We start from the raw sequence: 23,525 nt of genomic DNA on the forward strand, positions 1-23,525 counted from the left end.
CCGGCCGGTCACACTTGCTGGCCAGTCGCCCTTACCTGCCGGTCACACTTGCTGGCCAGTCGCCCTTACCTGCCGGTCACACTTGCTGGCCAGTCGCCCTTACCTGCCGGTCACACTTGCTGGCCAGTCGCCATGCCGGCTGCGGCTGCCGGGTCATCGCGCTTGGCGGCTCATCGGGCCTGACGGCTCATCGGGCCTGCCGTCACGCCGCCAGGGTGCGAAGTTGTGGCGGCCTGAGGCCGCCGCTCAGAGTTTTTCGCCTCGGTCGAGGCGTACCACTCGCCGGTCCGTGACGATGGCCGTGACCAGGTCATGCGGCGTGATGTCGAAGGCCGGGTTGACCGCCGCGGAGAACGGCGTCACCTCTGCCGACCCTCGGTCCTCGATCTCGACCGCCCCGCCGTCCGGAGTGTCCATGTCCACCGTCGACTCCGGGGCGACCACCACGAACGGCACTCCCGCTCGCCGGGAACCGAGCGCATGTGCATAAGTGCCGACTTTGTTGATGACGTCTCCGTTCGCGCAGATGCGGTCGGCGCCGAGGATGACCGCGTCCGCCTCGCCGCGGGCCAGGAGGAACGGGCCCGCCGAGTCGACCGCTACCCGGAACTGGATGCCGGCCTTGTCCAGTTCCCACGCGGTCAGCCGAGCGCCCTGCAGCAAGGGCCGGGTTTCGCTCGCAATAACGCCGGCCAGTGCGCCTCGCCGATGCAGTTCGAACACCACCGCCAGCGCGGTGCCACCCACGACCGCGGCGAGCGCCCCGGTGTTGCAGTGGGTCAGCACCCGGGGCCGTTCCCCGCAGAGCTCCTGCAGCAGATCCGCCCCGAACGCCGCCATGGCCGTCGACGCCGCGATCTCCTCATCGCGTACGGCGCACGCCTCGGCCAGCACCGCCTCAGGGCCGTCATCGAGCCGCGCGGCAGCCCGGCGGACTCCGCGCGCGAGATTCACGGCGGTAGGCCGCGCAACCTCCACCGCTCGCACAGCGCGGGCCGTCCCTTCCGCATCCCCGGCGAACTCCCGCACCGCAAGGGCGACCCCGAAAGCACCAGCCACCCCAAGCGCGGGAGCGCCCCGCACGGCCAGCGACCGGATCGCCGCAATTAGGTCGGCAACGGCGGTGACACGCTGCACTATGAGCTCGCCAGGCAGGGCCGTCTGGTCAATGAGCTCGACGCCCCCGTCAACCCAGTCAATGGTCCGCATGCGCGGCAGCCTAGTACCGCGCCGGACGGCAGTGGACGCATCGACCCCGCTCTTAACGTCGTCGCGCCAACCGCTATCCGCAGCGCCCAGCCGACGACGCGCGGCCGTGCGGCCGTGCGAGCTGGACGGGCCGCCGAAGGCCCCTTCGGGCCGGCAGCCATCGGCACCCCCGGGGTCATGGGAACGCTGACGGAGCATGGGCGGGAAAGGCATGCGCGCGGGGCGCCGGCGAGGCAGACGCGAGCGACGCGCAAACGCGCGCGGCCAAACGCGAGCGACGCGCGAACGCGGGCACGATGCCGGGGCGCGGACGCGCCGACGTGGGCCAGGCGCAAGCGAGGCACCGACGCGCAGCCAAAACGCGCGCGGCGGGAGACGAGGCACGACGCCCAGGCGAGACACGGACGCGCTGACGAGGCATGGACGCGCTGACGGGGTGGACGCGCTGACGGGGCGCTGGCGCGGCGGAATCGCTGCCATGGCAGCGGGCAGTTTCAGCAGCAGGACCGCGCCGGCCGCCTTCCACCGGCGCTGCCATGACCCGCAAGCCGGGCCGTGCGCGAACCCGCAGGCCGACCCATGAGCTGACACCACGATCGGCTAGCGAACAAAGCCGCGCGGTCGCCACCCCAGCGGGACCACAACGGCGTTTTGGGCGGGGATCGCCTCACGCAGGGATCAAGCCTGACCGCCCGGAGTGAGGTGATCCCCGCCCAAAACGCCCCCACAGGGGGCAAAACCTCAACGACGCACGTCTAACCGCGAACATCAGGGCGACTCCCACAGGAATGCCAGCTCAGAGGCGGGCGAGCGCCTTTCGCAGCGGGTCCAGCCCCAATCCCCCCAGGTTCAGAGCGTCGCGGTGGAATTGCTTCAGGTCGAAGGCCGCGCCCTTCCGAGCCTTGGCGTCGTCGCGGGCCTGGAGCCAGATGCGTTCGCCCACCTTGTAGGAGGGGGCCTGACCGGGCCATCCCAGATAACGCTTCCACTCGAAGCGCAGGACGTCCTCCTGCATGCGGCAGTGCTGGCGGAGGAATTCCCAGCCCAGCTCGGGCGTCCACCGTTCGCCCGGGTGGAATCCGAACGGGTTGTCGCGGGGGATCTCCAGCTCGAGGTGCATGCCGATGTCCACGATGACCCGGGTGGCGCGCAGCGCCTGGCCGTCGAGCATGCCGAGGCGGTCGCCGGGGTCGGCGAGGTAGCCGAGGTCGTCCATGAGGCGTTCGGCGTAGAGGGCCCAGCCCTCGCCGTGGCCCGAGCACCAGCAGAGCAGGCGCTGCCAGCGGTTGAGCAGGTCGGCGCGGTGGATCGTCTGGCCTATCTGGAGGTGGTGGCCCGGCACGCCCTCGTGATAGACCGTCGAGGTTTCGCGCCAGGTGGAGAACTCGGTCTGGTTCTCGGGGACCGCCCACCACATGCGACCCGGGCGGGAGAAGTCCTCGCTCGGCGCCGTGTAGTAGATGCCGCCGTCGCTGGTGGGTGCGAGGCAGGCCTCGACCCTTAGCACCGGCTCGGGGATGTCGAAGTGGGTGCCGTTCAGCTCGGAGACGGCCTTGTCGGCGGTGGCCTGCATCCAGTCGCGGAAGGCTTCCTTGCCGGCGATGTTGCGGGCCGGGTCGGCGTCGAGCACCTCGACAGCGCGGTCGACGGTGGCTCCGGGGCCGGCGATTTCGGCGGCGACGGCGCGCATCTCGCGCTCCAGTCGGGCAAGTTCCTCGAAGCCCCAGGCGTACGTCTCTTCGAGGTCGATTTTCGCGCCGAGGAAATACTGTGAGGCGCGGGCGTACCGCTCGGGGCCGGCCGCCTCCTTGTCGCGGCCGAGCGGGGCTAGCTCCGTACGCAGGAATTGCGCGAAGCTCGCCGTGGCCGCCGTGGCCGCGGCAGCGTTGCGTTGCAGGTCGGCGAGGAGCGCGCCCTGTGCGCCGAGCCCGTCGGCGAACCCGTGGAAGAAGTTGTCGCGGGCCGGGTCCGTCCAGGCGTCGCACTGATCGGCGAACTCGACCATCTGGATGCTGGCGCTCACGTTGCCCCTGGCGGCCTCGCCGAGCAGGCTGCGCTTGTATTGCTCGAGGGCGCGCGGGAACGCGCCGAGCCGGGCGGAGATGTTGGCCGCCGCCTGCTCGCCCTGGACCGGCATCAGGTCGAAGGCCATGCGCAGACTGTGCACGGCGCTGGCGATCACGCTGATCTCGCTGGCTACGTCGCCGGAGTCGTAGCGGGCCAGATCGAGGCCCAGCCGCTCCTGCATCGCGTCCTTGGCGACGTTTTCCGCCTCGGTCTCGGGCTCGAGCGGGTCGAGCTCGGCGAGGGTTCGCCGGACGAGGTCGGCCTGCGCCTCGTAGCCCTCGGGCGACAGGTCGTCGAGCTGGTCGTCGAACCCGGTCACGCCGATGAAGGTGGCGCCGGTCGGGTTGAGCGGAGCCCACTCGTCGACGTAGCGGTTGGCGAGGTCATCAATCTGTCCCACGGGGCGACCCTACGGGAGTCCACCGACAATTCGCGCGCGGTATTCACGCCGTGCCGCAGTGGCCAGCCGTCCAGGCGAGTAGCTGGTCGGCGGGCCAGGTGTTGACGACCCGGTCGACCGGTACGCCGCACAGCGCCGCGCGCTCGCATCCGAACCGTTGCCAGTCGAGCTGTCCCGGCGCGTGCGCGTCGGTGTCGATGCTGAACAGGCATCCCGCTTCGACCGCGACGGTGAGCATGCGCTTGGGCGGGTCGAGCCGGTCCGGCCGCGAGTTGATCTCTATCGCCTTGTCGTGTTCGAGGCAGGCGGCGAGCACCTTTTCCAGGTTGAACTCGCTGGGCGGCCGGGTGCGTCCGCCGCGATGTGCCCGGTCTCCCTCGCCCGCCGCGGAGACCTTGCGCCCGGTCAGGTGGCCCAGGATGTCGAGGTGCGGGTTGGCGATCGCGGTCAGCATTCGGCGGGTCATCTTCGCCGAGTCGTCGCGCAGTCCGCTGTGCACGGATCCGACCACGACGTCGAGGCGGGCCAGCAGTTCGTCTTCCTGGTCGAGCGAGCCGTCGGCTAGGATGTCGACCTCGATGCCGGTGAGGATCCGGAATCCCTCGGGCAGGGCGTCGTTGAGCCGGGCCACGTGGTCGAGTTGCCGGCGCAGCCGCTCCGCGGTCAGGCCGCGGGCGACCGTCAGGCGCGGGGAGTGGTCGGTGAGCACCAGGTACTCGTGACCGATCTCGACCGCCGCGAGCGCCATCTCCTCGATCGGGGAGCCGCCGTCCGACCAGTCCGAGTGGGCGTGGCAGTCGCCGCGGAGCGCTTCGCGCAGGACGGCGGCCGCGCCCTCGAGGTCTGTGCCCTCGGTGGTTTCCAGCCGCCGCAGGTAGACGGGCTCCTCGCCGCCGAGCGACTCGGTGATGCAGCGGGCGGTCACCTCGCCCACGCCGGAGAGCTTCGCGAGGGTGCCTTCGGCGGTCCGGGTGGCGAGTTCCGCGGGCGGCAGCGCGGCGACCGTCGCGGCCGCCGAGCGGAACGCCTTCACCCGGTATGTCGCCTCGTTGGCGCGCTCCAGCAGAAACGCGATGCGTCGCAGGTCGGCGACCGGATCACGAGAGGCCATGTCGCCCAGCGTAGGTGGTGATTCGATTCACAGCTGCCTGCCACGGGCCGACGGAATCCGAGGCGTGTTCGCATCATCACTCGGAGTCACCATGCGCCCGTAACGTGTCGTCGGCGGACGTGACATCCTATTCCACTGTGGAAGCCCCTCATAGCGCGGAAAGTGCCAGTCCGTAACGCCCTCCACACGGACCGCCCACCCCGTCCCGACCTGGGGCGGCGGCCTGGTAGCTGTGGGTGTAGCAAGCGTTTACGGGCAGGTCACCCTCATGGTCCATCCCCCGATCAGAGGATCCAACTCTGACCCTAAGAAAGGGGTCGCATGATTGTTTCCCGGATAGATTGGCCCGGATCGGTGCGCCTGGACGGCTACGGAGGGTAGCCGCCAAAACGGTCTATCGCGGGTGCATGGCGGAGGAAGTGGGCAATGTCAGTCTCGGTGGATAACCGGCGAACCCGGATGCGGTCTGTGCTCGCGGCTGTTCTGACGGTTTTGATACTCGTGCCGGCCGGAATCCTGTTCGTCCGGGTCTGGGGCGACGTCTCCGACTCCGACGACAGCACCCGGCTCGAGCAGAAGGGCGTGGAGTACATCACCGCCCTCAGCCCGCTGGTCAGCGCGCTCGCCGAGGCACAGACCTCGGCCATGTCCGGAGTGAACGCGACCCCCGGCACGCTGACCGCCGCGATCGCCGGCGTCAACGCCGCCGACCAGCGCCTCGGCGCCGAGTTGGGCACCAGCGACCGCTGGAACGGACTCAAGCAGAAGATCGACCTGCTGTCCAAGGAGACCGGTTCCCCGGCCGCCGTGTTCGGCGCCCACGTCGAGGTCACCGAGCTCGCCCTGGCCCTCTACGAGGCGGTCCGCGACAACTCGGATCTGCTGCACGACCCCGACAACGACATCGCGCACCTGGCCGAGGCGGTCGCCATCGACCTGCCCACCACCGTCATCCAGGTGAGCCGGATGGGCGACCTCAGCCAGCTCGTGGACAAGGCGACTGGCCGGCAGCGCGAGCAGCTCGGCGCGCAGTTCGCCGCCGCGTTGGTCACGGTCGACAACTCCGTGGGCAGCCTCACCGACAACCTGCAGGAAGCGGTCGACGACACCAACAGCTCGACGCTCAGCGGCAACCTGGTCACCGGTCTCGACAACTTCCGTCGCGGCATCGAGTCGTTCACCCGCGGCGCCAACCCGGGCGGCGTGCCGAACGTCGCCACCATGGCTACCGCGCAGAGCCAGCTCCAGCTCTCGCTCGCGAACCTGTCCGGCATCACCAACCGGGAGATGTCCCGGCTGCTGGAGGACCGGCTCGACACCCTGACCTACCGCACGATCGAGGCTCTGGTGGTGGCGAGCTCCATGGGGCTGCTCGCCATCGCGGCGATCGTCGTCCACCTGACCGGCCGTCGGCGGTCGACCGCCGCGCCCGCGTCCGCCCGCGTTCCGGGTGAGACCACCCGGGACATGACGGTGGGAACCCCCGGGTGGGAGCCCGACCGGCACGTACCGGCACACGGCGAGGTCTCCTCTTCGCGGAGGGAGCGATCCGGTGCTCTTCGGTAAGCTCCGCATCCTGGGCAAGCTGACCCTGCTGGTCCTCGTGCCGCTGATCGGGGTCATCGCGCTCGCTGTGCCGATCGTCGTCAACCGCATCGACGTCGCGCGGGACGCCCAGGACACGTCGGACGCGGTGCAGCTCGCCACCCGGGTCGGCTCGGCGCTGCAGGAGCTCCAGGAGGAGCGCCTGCTCTCGGTCAGCTATCTCTTCGGCCTGGTCCAGGAGCCCGAGCTCGCGGTGCAGACCGCGAAGGCGACCGACCGCATCCGCGCGCTCAAGAGGCTCGACCAGTCGCTGTCGCCAGGGCTGACGAAGGCCGTCGACAACGTGTCGTCGCTCGCCAGCACCCGGGCCAACGTGCTCAACCGCAGCATCCGGCCGGACGAGATCGTCACCCAGTTCACCGGCGTGGTCACCCCGATCATCGACCAGCTCGCGCTCGCGCGGCAGGCTGACCTGGCCACGTCGGCCGGCCGGCAGGTGTACGCGCTCGAGCAGGCCCTGCGGTCCGACGACATGATCGGGCAGGCCGCCGGATACCTGACCGCCGCCGTGGTGACCAAGAACGCCGCGCTGGTCGGCCTCTTCAACGCGACGCTGGTGCAGCTTCAGCTGCTCATCACCAACTCGCAGGCCTACTTCACCACCGCGCAGTACCAGCTCTATCTGGGCGCCCAGGAGGCGTTCGCGTCCCGGGTGGGCGAACGCTTCCTCGCCGAAGTGGTCATCGAACCGACCAAGGCCATCAAGCTGCTGAACATCCAGACGCTGCTGCCCTCGCTGCGCTCCGTCATCGTCCTCGGCGGCTTCGTGGAGAAGCGGGTCGCCGCGGACGTGGACGCGGCCGTGACCGAGGACCGCGACAACGCGCTGAGCACCGCCGCGTTGGTCGGTGGCGTGTCGCTCCTGCTGCTGCTCGTGGTGGTCGCGCTGTCGCTGTTCATGGCGCGCGCGGTCGCGCGGCCGCTGCGCCGCCTCACGAGGTCGGCGGACCGGATCGCCCGCGCCGCCGAGGCCGAGCTCCAGCGGGTCGCGGACGACGACGCCGAGGCGGCCCGCCCGATCCGCCTGGACGAGGTCGACGTCGCGGGTCGCGACGAGATCGGCGACCTGGCCCGGGCGTTCGACCGGGTGCAGAACACCGCCGCCCAGCTGGTGGAACGCCAGGTGCTCAGCCGCCGCAACGTCGCCCAGATGTTCGGGCACGTCGGGCGGCGTACCCAGAACCTGGTCGGCCGCCAGCTCGCCCTGATCGACAACCTGGAGCGCCGCGAGACCGACGGCGACCGCCTGCGCGACCTGTACCGCCTCGACCACCTGTCGAGCCGTCTCGGCCGAAACGCCGGTTCGCTGGTCGTGCTCTCCGGCGGCGCCGGCACGAACGATCACATGGCTCCCCTGGCCCTGTCCGACGTCGTACGCCTCGCCCTCGGTGAGATCGAGGACTACACCCGCGTCGACGTCGAGGTGCCCGAGAATCTCGTGGTCGTGCCCGCCGTCGTGGCCGACCTGACCCTGCTGCTGGCGGAGCTCATGGAGAACGCGACGTCGTTCTCGCCGCCGCACACCCGGGTCGCCGTCACGGCCACCGACCATCGCGGCGGCGCCCGCCTCGCGATCGTCGACCACGGTCTGGGCCTGGCGGCGGAACGCCTGGCCGAGGAGAACGCCCGGCTGACCCGCCGCGAGCGCCTCGACCTGGCGCCGACCGAGGTGCTCGGCCTCTTCGTGGTCGGGCGGCTCGCCCGCCGGCACGGCATCGAGGTGATGCTCACCGACACCCCCGACGGCGGCGTGACCGCCTGGGTCGATCTCGCGCCCGCGCATCTTCTCGCCCACCCGGAACCGATGCCCGCACCGGTCGCGCCGATCCAGGCCAAGGTGCCGAGCAACCACACCGAGTTCGCGCCGTTGGTCGTCGGCGGGGCCACCCGGTCCGCGCCGGGCAGCGCCCAGCCCTTCGACCCCAATGTGCTCAGCCGGGCCACCCACACCCTGGAGGTGGCCAAGACCTGGAACGCCTTCACCGTACGGGCGACCGCTCCGCAGCTCGAAGCGATCCCGGTCGAGGTGCACGAGCATCCGGCGACGTATGCGGCCGCCCCGGTGGCCGGGCGTTTCCCGACGGCGTTGCCCGAGCTTCCCGCGGCGGGCCGCTACGTGGAGACGGAGCGTCCCGCGCTGGGAAGCCCGGTCGTCATGTCGGCACCCGTGGAGGCGCCGAACCAGCGCCCGGACCAGGTCCGGTCCTATCCCGAGACGGCTGTGGCCCGTGCCGCCGTACCCGTCGTGCCGCAGCACGCCGTGCCGGTCGTGCCGCAGCGCGCCGTACCCCCGGCGATCGCGCCGCGGCCGCGCACGAGCCCGGAGTCGCCCGACGGCTCGCGGCCAGCGCTGCGCCGGCGTGTGCCCGGCAGCCAGCTGCCGGTGGAAACCGGACCGCGGACCACGGCCCCGCCGCCGACCACCGACGACGCGCTCGCGGCCCGGGAGGCGTTCGACGCCTTCGAGGCCGGCGTGACCCGCGCTCAGTGGGATGTCGTGGAGCAGGACCTGGCCGCACCGTCGTCGGCCGTGGCGCCGGCGGCCCCACCGGCCGCGGCCCATCCCGGGCTGACCCGCAGGGTGCCCGGCGCCACCCTCCCCATGAACGAATCGGTGAATCCGCCCCGGCCCGCCGCACCCGCCGCGCCGCTGGACCCGGACGCCGCCCGCGCCCTGATGGAGCAGTTCGAATACGGCGTAGCCCGAGCACTGCATGAAACCCAGCCACAACCCGAGGGACAACCGCGATGACATCCCCGTACCCCGCCGACACCTCGCAGCTCAGCGCGGAGGCGAAGACCTTCAACTGGTTGCTGGATTCGTTCACGTCCGGCACGGCCGGCGTCGTCGAGGCCATCGCCGTCTCCTCGGACGGCCTGCTGATGGCGATGTCGGCGATCAAGGACCGGCCCAACGCCGAGCGCCTCGCGGCGGTCGTCTCGGGTCTGACCAGCCTCTCCGGCGGTGCCGCCAGCTGGTACCAGCTCGGCAGCCTCAACCGCGTCATCATCGACATGGCCGACGGCTACCTGCTGGTGACCACCATCAGCGCCGGCTCCGTGCTCGGCGTCATCGCGGACCGGACGGCCAACCTCGGCACCCTCGCCTACGAGATGACGCTGTTCGCCACCCGCGCCGGCGGAGCGCTCAGCCCGCGCCTCATCGCGGAACTGAAGAACGCCGTCCAGCAATGAGACTGATGACCCTGAACCTCGACCCAAGGAAGGTCGTGAACAGGCCCCGATGAGGCACTCGGCCGATTCCGACGACCCGGACTTCCCGGCGACGCCCGGAGTCCGGCCGTTCCTGCGCAACATGGGATCCGGCGTGCGGCACGAGCCGCCGCCGGGTCCGGCTCCCGGGCCCGCGCCCGGCCAGCGCCCCGACGAACACGCCACGTCGTTGCGGCCGTTCGTCATCACGTCCGGACGGGTCAGCGGCCAGGATGCCGACATCGGGCTCGAGACGCAGGTCAGCGCGCTTCCCGGCGCGACGGCCGCGCGGCTCTCTCCCGAGCGGCGGGCCATCGTCCAGCTCTGTGGAGAGCCGCTGTCGGTCGCCGAGATCTCGGCCCGGCTCCGAATGCACCTTGGCGTCATCCGGATCCTGGTCGACGACCTGCGCGCCTCCGGGCACCTGGACGTGCAGGTGATGACGAGCGACTTCCCCGACCCCGACACCATCATGCGAGTGATCCGTGGACTTCGATCCATATCCTGACAGCCGCGTCGTCGGCACCGCGCGCGTACCGAGTGCGCCGCAGAAGGCCGCACCGCCGGTGCCGGTCAAGATCATCGTGGCCGGCGGCTTCGGCGTCGGCAAGACGACGACCGTCGGCGCCATCTCGGAGATCTCGCCGCTGACCACCGAGGCCGAGATGACGATGGAGTCGGTCGGCGTCGACACCCCCAACCAGTCGACCGCCAAGGCCAGCACCACCGTGGCGATGGACTTCGGCTGCGTCACGATCGACCAGACCCTGAAGCTCTACCTCTTCGGCACGCCGGGCCAGACCCGCTTCTCCTTCATGTGGGACGACCTGGTCCGGGGCGCCCTGGGAGCGCTCGTCGTGGTCGACACGTCACGGATCGACGACTGCTACCCCGCGATCGACTATTTCGAGCGTGCCGGCCTTCCGTTCGTGGTCGGCGTCAACACCTTCAACGGACAACTCGGCTACAGCCTGGACGAAGTGCGCTGGGCCCTCGCAATCCCCGACGAGGTGCCGATTGTGCAGTACGACGCCCGGTTCCGTGGCTCCGTCCGCGACGCCCTGCTCGTAGTGCTCGACCGGGCACTCGACAAGGCGATGCGGATGCGCTCGTCGTAAGGTGTGCGCCGAGTCGCTGCGTTTCGGTTCCCAAATCGGCTTCCGACCGGGCACAGTTGAACGAGGCGACAGCGTGTGACGGGAGGAAGGTGACGTGCGAGGACTGGACGACGCGCTCGACAAGCTGGCACGCCGCGACGAGCTGCGCCGCCGTGCCGCTGGCGAGGCCACGAGCACTCCACCGGCCGTGACGGAGCTGGTCGAGGCGATCGCCGCGGTCGTGGGCCGCAACCCCGAGCTCGCCGTGACGGTCGGTGTCGAGGGCGCCGGCGACCCGGTGCTGCTGCATTTCGCGCTCGAGGACGGCATCGTGCAGGTCAGCGCCGACAACTCGGTGGCGCAGCGGGCAAGTGAGCCGGCGCACGGCGAGATCATCGACGTGGAGGTGGCTCAGCCCTTCCCCGAGCCGGAGCCCGAGCCGCGCTGGGAGCCCGGTCACCACCGTCACGAGGAATCGGTTTCCCCCCTGCCCGAGCCGGTCCCGCTCAAGGTCGACGAGGAGGAGACGGAGCTGGCGGCCAAACGTCTCGCCGCCATGCTCCGCGAGGACCCCTCGCTACTCCACGCTCAGGACTGATCCCGGATCGCCTTCTCGACCGCCCCGACCCGGTCGGCGAGCAGGCCCACCGCGCCGACGGCCCGGGTCATCGGGTCGTCCTCGGCCCCGCCGAGCGCCTGTTCCCGCAGGAAGGCGGCCTTGACCTCGGCCCAGCGGGCAGCCTGTTCCTCGGTGAGGCGCCCGCGCAGCTCGGCGAGCTTGAGCAGGTTGGCCTCCGCGCCGGAGGTCAGCGTCTGCGCCTCGCCGAGATAGTGGTCGTCGACGACCCCGTCGAGCTCGGCGTCGTTCATCACCGGCACGATGCGCTCGGCGAGCTTGTTCATGTTGCGATACGAGCCCTGCAACTTGAACGGCGGCTCGGTGCGGGAGGCGTCCGCCTGCCCCGCCGAGGCGATGTACGCCTGGTTGTTCCGCAGCACGATGCGCTGCACCCTCCGCATCTTGCGCAACACGGACAGCACCTGTTCCAGCTCGGCGGCCGAGTAGGCGTAGCTGAGCCGGTCGGGCCGCACCGAGTCGTCGCCCTCGGCGAGCCGGACGAGCAGCGGCAGATCGGCACGGTCCCGGGCGGAGAGCGGCGCGAGCACCGGGTTCGAGGTCAGGGCATTCTCCAGGTACGACATCTCGAACGCCTCCTCGCGGCCGGCGAGCACGTCGCCGAGATTCCAGACGTCGGCACGGTTGGCGAGCATGTCCGGGATCCGGAACCGTCGACCCGTCTCCGTGTACGGGTTACCGGCCATGCACACCGCGAACCGCTTGCCCCGCAGGTCGTAGGTGCGCGTCCGGCCCTCCCACACGCCCTCCATCCGGCGCTGGGCGTCACAGAGCGAGATGAACTTCTGCAACAGCTCCGGCGAGGTGTGCTGGATGTCGTCCAGATAGAGCAGGACGTTGTTGCCCATCTCGAGGGCGAAGGAGATCTTCTCGACCTCCTGCCGGGCGGTGGCGTCCGGCGCCTGCGCCGGGTCCAGGGAGGTCACCTCGTGCCCGAGCGCCGGCCCGTTGACCTTGACGAAGACCAGGCCCAGGCGATTGGCGACGTATTCCATGAGGGTCGTCTTGCCGTAGCCGGGCGGTGAGATCAGCAGCAGCAGGCCGGACTGGTCGGTGCGCCGGCCGGCGCCGGTCGCGCCCAGCTGCCGGGCCAGGTTGTCGCCGATCAGCGGCAGGTAGACCTCGTCGAGCAGCCGGTTGCGCACGAACGCCGACATGACCCCCGGCCGGTACTCGTCCAGGCGCAGCCTGTCCCGCTCGGCGGCGGCCAGGGCGGTCCGCTGCTTCTGGTACGCCCTGTACGCCGGGACCCGCTCCTCACGGAACCGCCGCCCGACCTCGAGAAACTCGTCCAGCCGTACGATCAGCCGGCCCTCGACGACGCGCGGGTGCGCGGACAGCAGCCCGGACACGGTCTCGCTCACCGTCGCGGCGGAGTCGTAACGGGTCAGTGCGGTGCCGGTCAGCTCGATCGCGACGGCCTCGGCCACGTCGCTCGCGGTCCCGGCGTCGGGGTGCGCCCGGTGGAACGCCGACAGCCACGCGTGCACGAGCTGCCGGCGCGCGGCCGGGTCGGCGTCGAGCGCCCGAAGGTCGTCCGCGTAGCTCCGGGCGGGCTCCGCGGTCAGCGCCCGGTGGAAGCGGTCGAGAAAGGTTCGGGCGGTCGCACTGGTGACGAAGCCGGCCGGGGCGGCGGCTAGTTCCTCGACCAGGTATTCGCCCACCGCCCGCTCCGCGTCCGCCGCGGCGGCGAGGGCGTCGCACAGGTCGGCGAGGTCCTGCCCGGCGCCGAACAGCTCCCGGGCGCGGACGAGCGAGGCCGCCCGCACTGACCAGGACGTCTGTTCGGGCGCGGTGAGTCCGGCCCAGAAGAGCTGCGCGGCGGCGCGGACCGGCGCGGGATAGCGCAACAGGCCCGCGGCGGCGTGCAGCCGGATCACCGAGCTGAGGATCAGTGTCGCGTCGCTGTCGTGCACGCCGCGCTCGTAGCCCTCGTCGTAGCGGGCTTCGGCACCTCGGCGTACCAGTGCGTCGAGGGCGCCGTCGGCCAGGGCCGTGGCCGCGCCCGGCGGGTTCTCGGCGAAGAGGGCCGCGGCCAGGTACTCGGCGCGGGACAGCTCCGTCGACTCCGACACCAGCGGTTGGTCCCAGAACGGGCGGGTGGCCAGGAAGGACTCGTCGCGGACCGGCGCGCGGTAGTCGGTGCCGGTGATCGCGAACGCCAACTCCTCGCCGTCCGGCACCAGCGTCAGGTCGATCGCCTGCGTGTTGACCGCGAAGGTGTGCCGGCCCAGGGTGATGGTGGTGCCGTCGGCGCCGTAGAGGTCCAGCCGGTCGCGCAGGGACCGCCCGGCCTCCTGCCGCGCGGCCTTGACGCGGCCTTCCAGCTCCTCCGCCCGGACCGAGTCGCCGAGCGTACGCAGCTCGTCGGCGACCTGCCGCAGCTTGCCGACCATCGGGTCGGTGGCGAAGTAGGTGTTGACCTCGTCGAGGGTGCCGAGGCCGGCGACCCGGCGCTGGACGCTCGCGAGCGTGCGCTGCGCGGAGTTGAAGAGCCGGTCGGCGCGCCGGGACCGCTCGTCCAGCAACGCCTGGCGCCGCGCCGCGAAGGCCTCGTAGACCTCGGTGCGCTTCGCGGCGAGCTGATCGATGAAGTCGTCGAAGTCGCCGAACCGCGACTCCAGCGCCTCGACTTGCAGCATCAGCTTGGCGAGCTGCTCGTCGCAGCGTTCCGGAGTGTCGGCGGCGGCCAGACCGGCCGTCACCGACTGGGTGAGCAGTGCGAACTCAGCGGCGAAGGCGGCACGGCCCTCCGCGGCGGCCAGCTCGCGACGGCGGGCGTCCAGCGTCGCCCGGGCCCGGTTGACGCCGCCGAGCACCTCGCCGATCCGCTCGAGGATGCCGACGCGGACGGTAGCGTCCGCGATGTCCAGGCCGCCGACGACCTCGGTGACCACCTGGAGGCCGTCGGCCTGCTCGGCGAGCCGCTCGGCGACGGGGACGGCCGCGGCGACCGTTTCGATCCCCGCGGCGTCGGCCACGAGTTGGTCGACGGACTTCTGATATCCGGCGAAGGCGTCGGGCCGCTGCAGGAATTCGGCGGCCCGGCGCGCTGTCGAGTCGACCTCGGCGGACAACTCGGTGGCTAGCTCGTCCAGCCGGGCCGTGTCGACGTACCGCAGCTCCCGCAGGGTCACGACGCGGCCCTGCGCCTGCCGCAGCGCGGCGAGCTGGCGGATCCAGGCGTCGGTGGTGGTCGGCACCTCACCCCGCGCCCGGCGGATCAGCGACGTCGTCGCCGCGCCGGCCTCGTCGACGGCCGTGGTGGCCTGTGCGGTCAGCGCCTGCACCGACTCGAACTCGTCGAGCACCTGCTCGGCGGTCGCCCGCACCTCGGCCAGCGGCGTGCCGAGATCCTCCAGCTCGGCCTCGGCGAGCCAGTGATACTGGTCGAAGAGCCGGGAGCAGGCGGCGATGATCGCCTCGAAGACCGCCCCGGACGGCGTCATCTCCTCGATCATGCGCGAGACGGAGAGCGCGTCGGCGATGCCGCGCACCAGGTCCGCGTTGCCCACCCGGTCCAGGGGGCCGGTGCCGACCGGCTGGGCGGCGGCGAAGGTGTCCGAGACGTACGGCGTCTGCCAGATCTGCATCGGATGCACGCGGGCCGGTTCGTCGGACCCGGCCCGGAACGCCACCAGCGTGCCGTCGTCGAACAGCGAATAGCCGTGGCACGGGATCGGGGTGGCGACCTCCTTGCGGATCACGTTGTACGGCAGCAGCAGATAGCGTCCGGTGGCCCGCGCGTGGAAGACGTAGAGCACGTCCTCGCCGTTGACCGAGCGCACGACCCGCTCGAACTCCAGGTCGGCCACGTCGGCGTCGAACGTCTTGGCCAGACCCGTGGCCAGGTAGTAGCCGCCGGGGAAGATGAATCCCTGGTCCTCCGGCAGGCGCTGGCACGCCTGGCCGATCCCATCGAGGCGGACCACGTCGCGGGTACGGGTGTTGAACACCAGATACCGCTGCGTCGTCTCCTTGTACGGCAGCACGCGCAGCAGGATCAGCGGGCCGATCCGCGCGTACGCGATCTCCGCGTCGGCGAGGCTCTGCAACGGCTCGTCGACGGGCTCGGAGAAGACGCCCTCGCCGTCCTCGGTGTTGTTCTCCACCTTCACGGTGAGGGTGCCGCCGACCGTCTCGACGAACACCTCGTCCTCGATGGACACGTGCGGGTGCCGGCCGAGCACGTGCTGTTCGCGGGTGGTGAGCGTCCACTCGAAGTCGTGCGAGGGCGGGAAGACGTGGTCGCGTTCGCCGCGGTTGTCGACGTACGCCACGGAACCGTCGTTGCCGACCCGCCAGCGCAGCACCTTGAGGTCGTCGGCGCGGGCGCCGGTCTGGAAGACCGCGAGCAGCAGCCCTTCCCGGCGGCGCAGTTGCAGCAGGTGCGTCTCGCGGTAATACCTGTAGAGCTCGGCGAAGTCGCGTTGGAACTGCGGATCGTCGAGCAGGCCGGGCAGCGTCGCCGGGTGGAACACGCCCTCGGCGAAGCCGTGCACGGCGAACACGTCGTCGACCGTCGTCTCGGTGCGCAGACCGATGAAAACGTTGTAGCCGAACAGCATGGAGCCGCCGACCTGCACCATGTCCCGGGGGACGCAGTTGTTCTCGGTGCGGATCCGCTCCGCGCCGAGCAGCCGCATCTGCTGCCCGCCGAACGTCTCCGTCCGGCGGGTGTTGAGCGCCTCGGCCCGCGCGGCCAGCTCCTTGGCCTGACCGCCGAGCCGGGCGCGCAGCACCTCGTAGGTGCCGGCATCCAGTGCCGCGGCCTCGGGGACCGCGGCACTCACAGCGGCGGCTGTCACTGCTGGGCCACCACCGCGCCGTTGGCGGTCGTCGAGGTCAGGGCCGAGACCCTGGTGTCGGCGACGCCCAACTTCTTGGCGGCGGCGAGCAGCTCACGCAGCTTGCCCTCGTCGGCGCCGCCGGCCTTGATCTGCTGGGTGAGGAACGCGGCGAGGGTCAGGTTGGCCACGTCGCCGGTCGACACCGAGCCGAGCAGCCGGCCGAGGTCGTCGACGAGGTTGGCCGAGCCGTCGAGGTATCGCGAGCCGATGCCCTGTGCCACGGTCGAGTGCTCGACGAAGCCGTCGAGGCTCTTGCCCATCGTGATCGAGCCGAGCAGCTTGTCGAAGAAGACCGAGTCGCCGCCGACGATGTCGATGTTCGCCTTCTCCAAGCCGGCCGCGACGACCATGGCCTGGGACTCGGCGATCTCCTTGTGCACGGTGATGCCGGCGAGCCGGATCTCCTTCTCCGTCTCCAGCCGCAGGCGGTATTCCTCGTGCTCGCGGGTGGCGTCGTCGAGTGCGCCCATCGCGGCGGCCTTGTCGGTCAGGCCCTCGGCCTCGCCCTTGAGCTTCTCGCGGATCGCCTCGGCGGCGACCAGCGCCTTCTGGCGTTCCACGGCGGCTTCCGCGCGGCCGGTCTTCTCGATCACCTCGGCGTTGACGCGGCCGGTCTTCTCGATCACGTCGGCGTTGCGCTCGCGCACCTGCACGTCGGCGAGGCCCGCGGCGGCCGCCTCGGCCTGCGTACCCTCGGCGAGCCGGATCTTGGCGCGGGCGTCCAGCTCGGCGGTCTGCTGGCGGGTCTCCGCCAGCAGCAGCTCCTCGCGGGCCTTGAACTTCGCCGCCGTCTCGGCCGCCTCCGCGGCCTTGATGTCCTTGACCAGGGCCTCCTGCGCCTCGGCCTCGGCGTTGATGATCACGGCCTGCCGGGTGCGCTCCGCCTCCTCGACGACGCGCAGCCGCTTGATGTTCTCCTCCTGCTCGGCGACCGTCTTCTCCACCGCGATGCGCTCGCGGACCACCTCGGCGATCGAGCGCTTCTCCCCCTCGACCTCCTTGTTCTTGGCGATCGTGGAGAGCTCGGTCTCCCGCTCGCGGCCGATGACCTCGAGCATCCGGTCCTTCTCGATGCGCTCGGTCTCGATCGCGATGACCCGCTCGCGGTTCTTCTCGGCGACCGCGATCTCCCGGGCCTTGTTCTCCTCCTGCACACCAAGCTGCTGATCGGTACGCAGGCGGGCGCCTTCGGCGCGCAGCCGCTCCTCGGCGTGCGCGAGGGCGATCTCGGCCTCCTCGCGGGCCCGCATGGTCTCGATCTCCCGGCGCTGCTTGATCTCCGCGTCCGCCTGCCGGCGCTCCAGTTCGAGGATCGCCTCCTTGGCGTCCACGTTCTGCCGGGTGATCTCCTTCTCCTCGTTACGCCGGTAGTCGTTGGTGCGCACCGCTTCGATCGCGGTCAGCTCGGTGATCTTCCGGATGCCCTGCGCGTCGAGGATGTTCTTCGGGTCGAGCGAGCTCATCGGCGTCTGCTCGAGGAAGTCGATCGCCGCGTCCTCGAGGCTGTAGCCGTTGAGGTCGGTGCCGATGACCTCGATGATCTGATCGCGGAACTCGTTGCGCTTGGTGTAGAGGTCGACGAAGTCGAGCTGCTTGCCGACGGTCTTCAGCGCCTCGGAGAACTTCGCGTTGAACAGCTCCTGCAAGGTCTGCTCGCTGCTGGCCCGGGTGGTGCCGATCGCCTGCGCGACCTTGATGACGTCCTCGGTGGTCTTGTTTACCCGGACGAAGAACGTGATCCGGATGTCGGCCCGGATGTTGTCGCGGCAGATCAACCCCTCGCGGCCGGTACGCGAGATCTCGATCGTCTTCACCGAGATGTCCATGATCTCGGCCTTGTGCAGCACCGGAAGCACGACGGCGCCGGTGAACGTCACGTCGACGCGGCGCACCTTGGACACGATGAGCGCCTTGCCCTGCTCCACCTTGCGGAACATGCGGCTGATGAAGAACACCACGCCGAGCGCGATGAGCAGCACCACGGCGATGAGTACACCGAAACCGGTGGAGATCACGTCCATTAAGCAGCCTTCAGTCGTGTTGTGGGTGGTGGTGGGGCGGTCGGATGGACCTCTAACCGGTGGCGATGTCGGCGGGGACGATCCAGAAGAACTCGCCGTCGGGGTCCACGTCGTAGAGCAGGGCAACGGTGCCCGCGCGGAGGTCGTCGTCGCCGGCCTGGCGGACCTGCACGATCGCGGACGACCCGTCGGGGGCGTGCACCTCGGCCTGGCCGAAGGTGCGTGTCACCCGTCCGGTGCGCACGACGCAGGTCAGACCGACGAAGTCGGCTCGCGACGGCTCGATGCCGGCGGGCAGGAAACGCTTGATGACCAGGACGGAGAGCCGCGCCACCACCCAGGCGACCGCGACCGCGCCGGCCAGCACGAAGACGGCGGGTATCGCGCCGAGCAGCTGCGCACCGGCCAGGGTGGCGAACCAGGCGAAGACCACGAGCAGGGAGAGGACGACGGAGGCTGGCACACCGCCGAGTCCGAGAAAGCCCAGGAAGCCACCGGACTCTCCGCCGCCGTCGCCCTCGGGATCGGCGCCACCCACGATGACGACGAGCCAGTAACCGATGACGACGATCAGGAGCGGAGTGAGAACGACGGTGGGGAAGCTGAGCACAGCCTCGAAGAACCCACCCATGTATCAGCCCCGTCCCCCGTGACAGCACCGCGGCCTGCGGTGACATCGATGATGGCAGGCCTCGTCAATATCCGCGCCCCCGCTTCGACCGGGTTGATCGCCCGTTCGGCCGATCATGAAGACGCCCCATCAGCGCGTTCTGCTACCGAGAGTGACCGCAGCATGGCGCGAGGAGCCCGTTACGCAGAGTTGCATTGTGGCTGCCTTTAGCCCGCGTTTACCGGCTCTTGAGGATATGTCCGATCGACGGGTGCCCTTGCAGACGATCCTGTTTCGTCCCCTTTGAGATGCCTGAGATGTCTGACATGGGCCAAATAGACAGACCCGCCCGCCGGTCGGAGTACGGACCCTTGTTGCACTCTGCGTAGCCGAATAATGTCCTGATACGTCCGACGGCACGGCAAGAGTCGGACGGTCCGGAGCACGTTCAGTGACGAGAGAGGGAGGGTGAGATGACGGCAGCGGACAGCTGGTACATCGTGGTCGTCGGCTACGCGATCATGCTGGCCTGGCCCGTGTCGACCCTCGGTCTCGTCAGCTTCGCGGTGCGCTACGTGGCGTCCCACCGCAAGTCGCTGGTCGCGAAGTCCCTCGCGCACGGCGACGGCACCCCGGAGCACTTCTGGATCATCGTTCCCGCGCTGAACGAAGAGGTCGTCGTCGGCAACACCGTTCGTGCCGCGCTCGGCCTCGGCGGCCCCGGCGGCACACTCGCCCGCGTCCTCGTGGTCGACGACGGCTCCGACGACCGCACTCCCGAGGTGCTCGCCGCGATCGACCACCCGCGGCTCGTCGTCCTGCGTCGCGAGCTGCCCGAGGCACGCCAGGGCAAGGGTGAGGCGCTCAACGCGGCGTACCGCTACATCGCCGAGCGGAGCGCCGAGGCCGGCGTCAGCCCGGAGCGGGTCGTCATCGGCATCATCGACGGCGACGGCCAGGGCAGCCGCAACATCCTGCTCGAGGTCTCCCGGATGATGCGCGACCCGAACATCGGCGCGGTCCAGGTGCAGGTGCGCATCCGCAACCGCGACAAGCTGCTCGGCGCGGTGCAGGACCTGGAGTTCGCCGCGATCGTCAACGCCTGCCAGAGCCTGCGCGACGCCATCGACACGGTCGGGCTCGGCGGCAACGGGCAGTTCACCCGCCTCTCCGGGCTGATCGCCCTCGGCGACGCGCCGTGGTCCGCCTGCCTAGTCGAGGACCTCGAACTCGGCCTCCGCATGCACTTGGACGGAGTCGGCATCCGCTACACCTCCCGGGCGTCGGTGACCCAGCAGGCCGTCGTCGACCTGCGCCGGCTCACCCGCCAGCGCACCCGCTGGGCGCAGGGCAACCTGCAGTGCGCCCGCTACCTGCGCCGGCTGATCAGCTCGCCGCGGATCGGGATCACGTCGCTACTCGAGGTGATGCACTACCTGATCTCACCCTGGATCAACGCGCTGGTGACCGTCGTCCTGCTGGTCGGCGTCGCCGTCGCCGCGGTGGGCCTGGCGGTCGGCTACCCGATGCCGTACCTGCCCACCTGGCAGCAGCTGGCGTACAGCGGCGAGGTGTGGCTGGCGGTCACGATGTTCCCCGGCCTCGTCTGGGCGCTGGTGCACCGACACCGGCTGCGCGACGAGAGCCTCTCCCGGCTGCTCACCGCCGCCCTCGCGTACCCGGTCTTCCTGCTCCTCGGCCTGATCGCGACCTACCGGGCGCTGGCTCGCCAAGCCAGCGGCCGCCAGGCCTGGGCCAAGACCGAACGGCTCGCCGAGGAGCCGATCGCCGCACCACACCTGCAAGTCCCCGTCCCCGCCTGAGGCTCCCCCTCCTCGAAGTAAGGGCTCCCCCCACATGTCACTGCCCGAAGTGCACCTGATCGGCGGCACCCGCCCCGAAGCCGTCAAGCTCGCCCCGGTCGTGCTCGCCCTGCGCGAGGCCGGCCTGCTCAGCCCGGTCATGGTCGCCAGCGGCCAGCACCCGACGATGGTCGACCAGGCGCTCGCCGCCTTCGGCCTCACCTCCGATGTCACGCTCCAGGTCGAGCGCGACAGCGGCAGCCAGGCCGAACTGCTCACGGCGATGATCCGGCAGCTCGACGAGCTGTGGGCCGTGCGCACCCCGGCCGCGGTGATCGTGCAGGGCGACACCACCACGAGCCTGGCCGGCGCGCTCGCCGCGTTCTGGCGCCGGATCCCGGTGGTGCACCTGGAGGCCGGCCTGCGCTCCGGCGACCTCGACTCGCCGTTCCCCGAGGAGGCCAACCGCCGCCTGGTCGCCCAGGTCGCCGCGCTGCACCTGGCGCCCACCCCGCTGGCCGCGATGAACCTGCTGGACGAGAACATCGACTCCGGCGACGTGCTGATCGCCGGAAACACCGTCGTGGACGCCACGCTCGCCGTCGCCGGCCGCCGACTGCCCTTCGAGGACAAGCGGGTCGCGGCCGCCCGGGCCGCCGCCGGCGACCGCCGTCTGGTGCTCGTCACCGCGCACCGGCGCGAGTCGTGGGGCGCTCCCCTGGACCGGATCCTGGCCGCGGTTCGCGAGCTGGTGAGCCGGTACGCCGACATCGACGTGATCCTGCCGAGCCACCCCAACCCGGCGGTCCGCGCCCAGGTCGAGGCCGGACTCGCCGGGCTCGAGCGGGTCACGGTCACCGACCCGCTGCCCTACCCGGACCTGTCGCGCCTGCTGTCGGAGGCCTACCTCGTGCTCACCGACTCGGGCGGCATCCAGGAGGAGGCACCGTCGTTCGGCGTGCCGGCCCTGGTGCTGCGGGACGTCACCGAGCGGGTCGAGTCACTGCACGCCGGTTGCGCGAAGCTCGTCGGCTCGAACACCGACCTGATCGTCAACGAGGCCGCCGAACTGCTCGACAGCCGGCTCCGCCGCGACGCGATGGCCTCGGGCGGAAACCCGTACGGCGACGGCCTCGCCGCCCGGCGTACCGCCCAGGCCACGGCCGCCCTGCTCGGCCTGGCCAAGAAGCCGGACCCCATGCCCGCGCTCGAGCCGTCCCCCGCCTCTGCCACGTACGGAGTGTCCTTCTGATGCCTATGCCCAAGTTCAGCCGCCGCGCGTTCGTGGGCGCCGGTGCCGCCCTCACCGCATCAGCCCTGCTCGGCATGGGCGTGGTCAACGCCGACGCCGCGGAGCGCACCGCCGTAGTGCCGATCGCCGCGAAGTCCGGCAAGGCCGCGCCCGGCGGCGGCAAGGCGAAGACGCTCGTGCTGTACGACACCACCGGTGACTACGGCTGGATGGGCGAGGTCTACGCCACCCAGACGGCGAACCTGGCCTCGCACTTCGGCTCGTGGACCGCCGCGCCCGTGGCGAACTACAAGGCGAAGGACCTGGACGCGTACACCGCGGTGGTCTACCTCGGCTCGACCTACGACGAGCCGCTGCCGGCCGCCTTCCTGGCCGACGTCGCCGCGACGAAGAAGCCCGTCACCTGGCTCTTCGACAACATCTGGCAGCTCACGTCGCAGGACGCGTCGTTCGCCGCCGAGCACGGCTTCGCCAGCGGCACGTTCGACGTCACCGACGTCGCCACGGTCGACTACAAGGGCCGCAAGCTGACCCGCGACACGATCAACAAGTCCGGGATCATGAACCTGACGGTCAGCGACCCGGCGAAGGCCAAGACCCTGGCGACCGCCGTACGCCCGGACGGCTCGACCTTCCCGTGGGCGGTGCAGTCCGGCAACTTCACCTACGTCGGCGAGATCCCGTTCACGTACGTGACCCACGACGACCGCTACCTGGCCTTCGCCGACCTGCTGTTCGACTCCCTGGGCGACACCGGCGTCTCCCGCGAGCGCCACCGCGCCCTGGCCCGCATCGAGGACGTCGGCCCGGACTCGGACCCGGCCGAGCTGCGCGCGATCGCCGACTACCTGTACTCGGAGAAGGTGCCGTTCAGCGTCGCCGTCTACCCCCGCTTCCGTAACCCCCAGGGCGTGGGGAACGACGGCAAGGCCGAGGACTACACGCTGCTGCAGCGGCCGAAGGTCGTCTCGGCGCTGCGCTACATGCAGCAGCGCGGCGGCACGCTCCTCATGCACGGTTACACGCACCAGAACGGCAGCGCCGCCAACCCGTACGACGGCATGAGCGCGAACGACTTCGAGTTCTACCGCGCCCACGTCGACGAGAAGGACCGCGTGATCTACGACGGGCCGGTGGCCGGCGACTCCGCCGCGTACATGGCCAGCCGGATCGCCGCGTCGGGCCTGACCTTCGCCCTCGCCGGCCTGGGTGTGCCCTCCACCTTCGAGTTCCCGCACTACGCCGGCAGCGCCGTCGACTACCAGACGGTCACCTCGATCGTCGGCAAGCGCTACGACCGGGGCCTGTACTTCCCCGGCGTCCTCACCGGACGCAAGTTCGACTACACCCGCCACTTCGGCCAGTTCTTCCCGTACGCCGTCCGCGACGTCTACGGTTCGGTGATCATCCCGGAGAACATCGGCAACGTGGAGCCGGACGCGTACAACGGCCACCCGGCCCGGCTGCCGTCCGATCTGATCGCCTCGGCCGAGCGCAACCTGGTCGTCCGCGACGGCGTGGCCAGCTTCTTCTACCACCCGTACCTCGGCACGGACTACCTGAAGCAGCTCGTACCCGGCATCAAGGCACAGGGCTACACCTTCGTGACCGGCGACTCGATGGTCGCCAACTAGATAGCATCCGCCGGCCG

At 70.6% G+C, this 23,525-nt stretch carries 15 protein-coding genes; 9 read left to right on the forward strand and 6 right to left on the reverse strand.

Annotated features, from left to right (window positions below; all coding sequences use genetic code 11):
* Window positions 1–246 precede the first annotated feature (246 nt).
* The 3 genes from mtnA to AB0M36_RS31775 form a co-directional block, all read right to left on the reverse strand.
* On the reverse strand, window positions 247–1,407 hold the full coding sequence (gene mtnA / locus AB0M36_RS31765) for an S-methyl-5-thioribose-1-phosphate isomerase (RefSeq protein WP_364165081.1): 1,161 nt from the start codon (window positions 1,405–1,407) through the stop codon (window positions 247–249).
* 598 nt (window positions 1,408–2,005) lie between these two features.
* Window positions 2,006–3,676, reverse strand: coding sequence for a DUF885 domain-containing protein (locus tag AB0M36_RS31770; RefSeq protein ID WP_364165083.1), 1,671 nt, complete (start codon window positions 3,674–3,676; stop codon window positions 2,006–2,008).
* 43 nt (window positions 3,677–3,719) lie between these two features.
* Window positions 3,720–4,787 (reverse strand): PHP domain-containing protein, encoded by a 1,068-nt coding sequence (locus AB0M36_RS31775; protein ID WP_364165086.1) that lies wholly within the window; start codon window positions 4,785–4,787, stop codon window positions 3,720–3,722.
* A gap of 501 nt (window positions 4,788–5,288) precedes the next feature.
* Here AB0M36_RS31775 and AB0M36_RS31780 point away from each other — a divergent pair.
* The 6 genes from AB0M36_RS31780 to AB0M36_RS31805 all read left to right on the forward strand — a co-directional run bounded on the left by AB0M36_RS31780 (window position 5,289) and on the right by AB0M36_RS31805 (window position 11,300).
* Entirely contained in the window at window positions 5,289–6,353 is a 1,065-nt protein-coding gene (locus AB0M36_RS31780) for a hypothetical protein (RefSeq protein ID WP_364165089.1), read from the forward strand.
* Window positions 6,340–9,144 carry a nitrate- and nitrite sensing domain-containing protein gene (locus AB0M36_RS31785; RefSeq protein WP_364165092.1) on the forward strand — a complete coding sequence of 935 codons (2,805 nt, stop codon included), beginning with the start codon at window positions 6,340–6,342 and terminating at the stop codon, window positions 9,142–9,144. Before AB0M36_RS31780 ends, AB0M36_RS31785 begins: the two co-directional genes overlap by 14 nt.
* Window positions 9,141–9,587 carry a roadblock/LC7 domain-containing protein gene (locus AB0M36_RS31790; protein ID WP_364165094.1) on the forward strand — a complete coding sequence of 149 codons (447 nt, stop codon included), beginning with the start codon at window positions 9,141–9,143 and terminating at the stop codon, window positions 9,585–9,587. Before AB0M36_RS31785 ends, AB0M36_RS31790 begins: the two co-directional genes overlap by 4 nt.
* A gap of 49 nt (window positions 9,588–9,636) precedes the next feature.
* On the forward strand, window positions 9,637–10,113 hold the full coding sequence (locus tag AB0M36_RS31795; RefSeq protein ID WP_364165097.1) for a DUF742 domain-containing protein: 477 nt from the start codon (window positions 9,637–9,639) through the stop codon (window positions 10,111–10,113).
* A complete protein-coding gene (locus AB0M36_RS31800; RefSeq protein WP_364165100.1) occupies window positions 10,091–10,723 on the forward strand; it encodes an ATP/GTP-binding protein in 633 nt (210 codons plus the stop codon). The genes AB0M36_RS31795 and AB0M36_RS31800 overlap by 23 nt, the downstream gene beginning before the upstream one ends.
* A 94-nt stretch (window positions 10,724–10,817) precedes the next feature.
* Window positions 10,818–11,300, forward strand: a complete 483-nt coding sequence (locus AB0M36_RS31805) for a hypothetical protein (RefSeq protein ID WP_364165102.1) — start codon at window positions 10,818–10,820, stop codon at window positions 11,298–11,300.
* On the opposite strand, the gene AB0M36_RS31810 is transcribed toward AB0M36_RS31805, so the two are convergent.
* Genes AB0M36_RS31810 through AB0M36_RS31820 form a run of 3 tightly spaced genes read right to left on the reverse strand, consistent with a single transcriptional unit; the run spans window position 11,291 to window position 18,841 of the window.
* Entirely contained in the window at window positions 11,291–16,147 is a 4,857-nt protein-coding gene (locus AB0M36_RS31810; RefSeq protein WP_364165105.1) for a DNA repair ATPase, read from the reverse strand. The genes AB0M36_RS31805 and AB0M36_RS31810 overlap by 10 nt on opposite strands.
* Complete coding sequence (locus tag AB0M36_RS31815; protein ID WP_364165107.1) at window positions 16,144–18,210, reverse strand: flotillin family protein; 2,067 nt, start codon at window positions 18,208–18,210, stop codon at window positions 16,144–16,146. Before AB0M36_RS31815 ends, AB0M36_RS31810 begins: the two co-directional genes overlap by 4 nt.
* Before the next feature lie 52 nt (window positions 18,211–18,262).
* The gene (locus AB0M36_RS31820; protein ID WP_364165110.1) at window positions 18,263–18,841 is read right to left on the reverse strand and encodes a hypothetical protein; all 579 of its coding nucleotides are present in this window, start codon (window positions 18,839–18,841) and stop codon (window positions 18,263–18,265) included.
* A 452-nt stretch (window positions 18,842–19,293) separates the two neighbouring features.
* Between AB0M36_RS31820 and AB0M36_RS31825 the strand changes: the two genes are divergently transcribed.
* Genes AB0M36_RS31825 through AB0M36_RS31835 form a run of 3 tightly spaced genes read left to right on the forward strand, consistent with a single transcriptional unit; the run spans window position 19,294 to window position 23,508 of the window.
* Window positions 19,294–20,643 (forward strand): glycosyltransferase, encoded by a 1,350-nt coding sequence (locus AB0M36_RS31825; RefSeq protein WP_364165113.1) that lies wholly within the window; start codon window positions 19,294–19,296, stop codon window positions 20,641–20,643.
* Between the two features lie 34 nt (window positions 20,644–20,677).
* Window positions 20,678–21,874, forward strand: a complete 1,197-nt coding sequence (gene wecB, locus AB0M36_RS31830) for a UDP-N-acetylglucosamine 2-epimerase (non-hydrolyzing) (protein ID WP_364165116.1) — start codon at window positions 20,678–20,680, stop codon at window positions 21,872–21,874.
* Entirely contained in the window at window positions 21,874–23,508 is a 1,635-nt protein-coding gene (locus AB0M36_RS31835; RefSeq protein WP_364165119.1) for a polysaccharide deacetylase family protein, read from the forward strand. Before wecB ends, AB0M36_RS31835 begins: the two co-directional genes overlap by 1 nt.
* The last annotated feature ends 17 nt before the right edge of the window (window positions 23,509–23,525 follow it).

Origin of the sequence: Actinoplanes sp. NPDC051346, from assembly GCF_040682215.1 — a bacterium.
Lineage (GTDB): Bacteria > Actinomycetota > Actinomycetes > Mycobacteriales > Micromonosporaceae > Actinoplanes.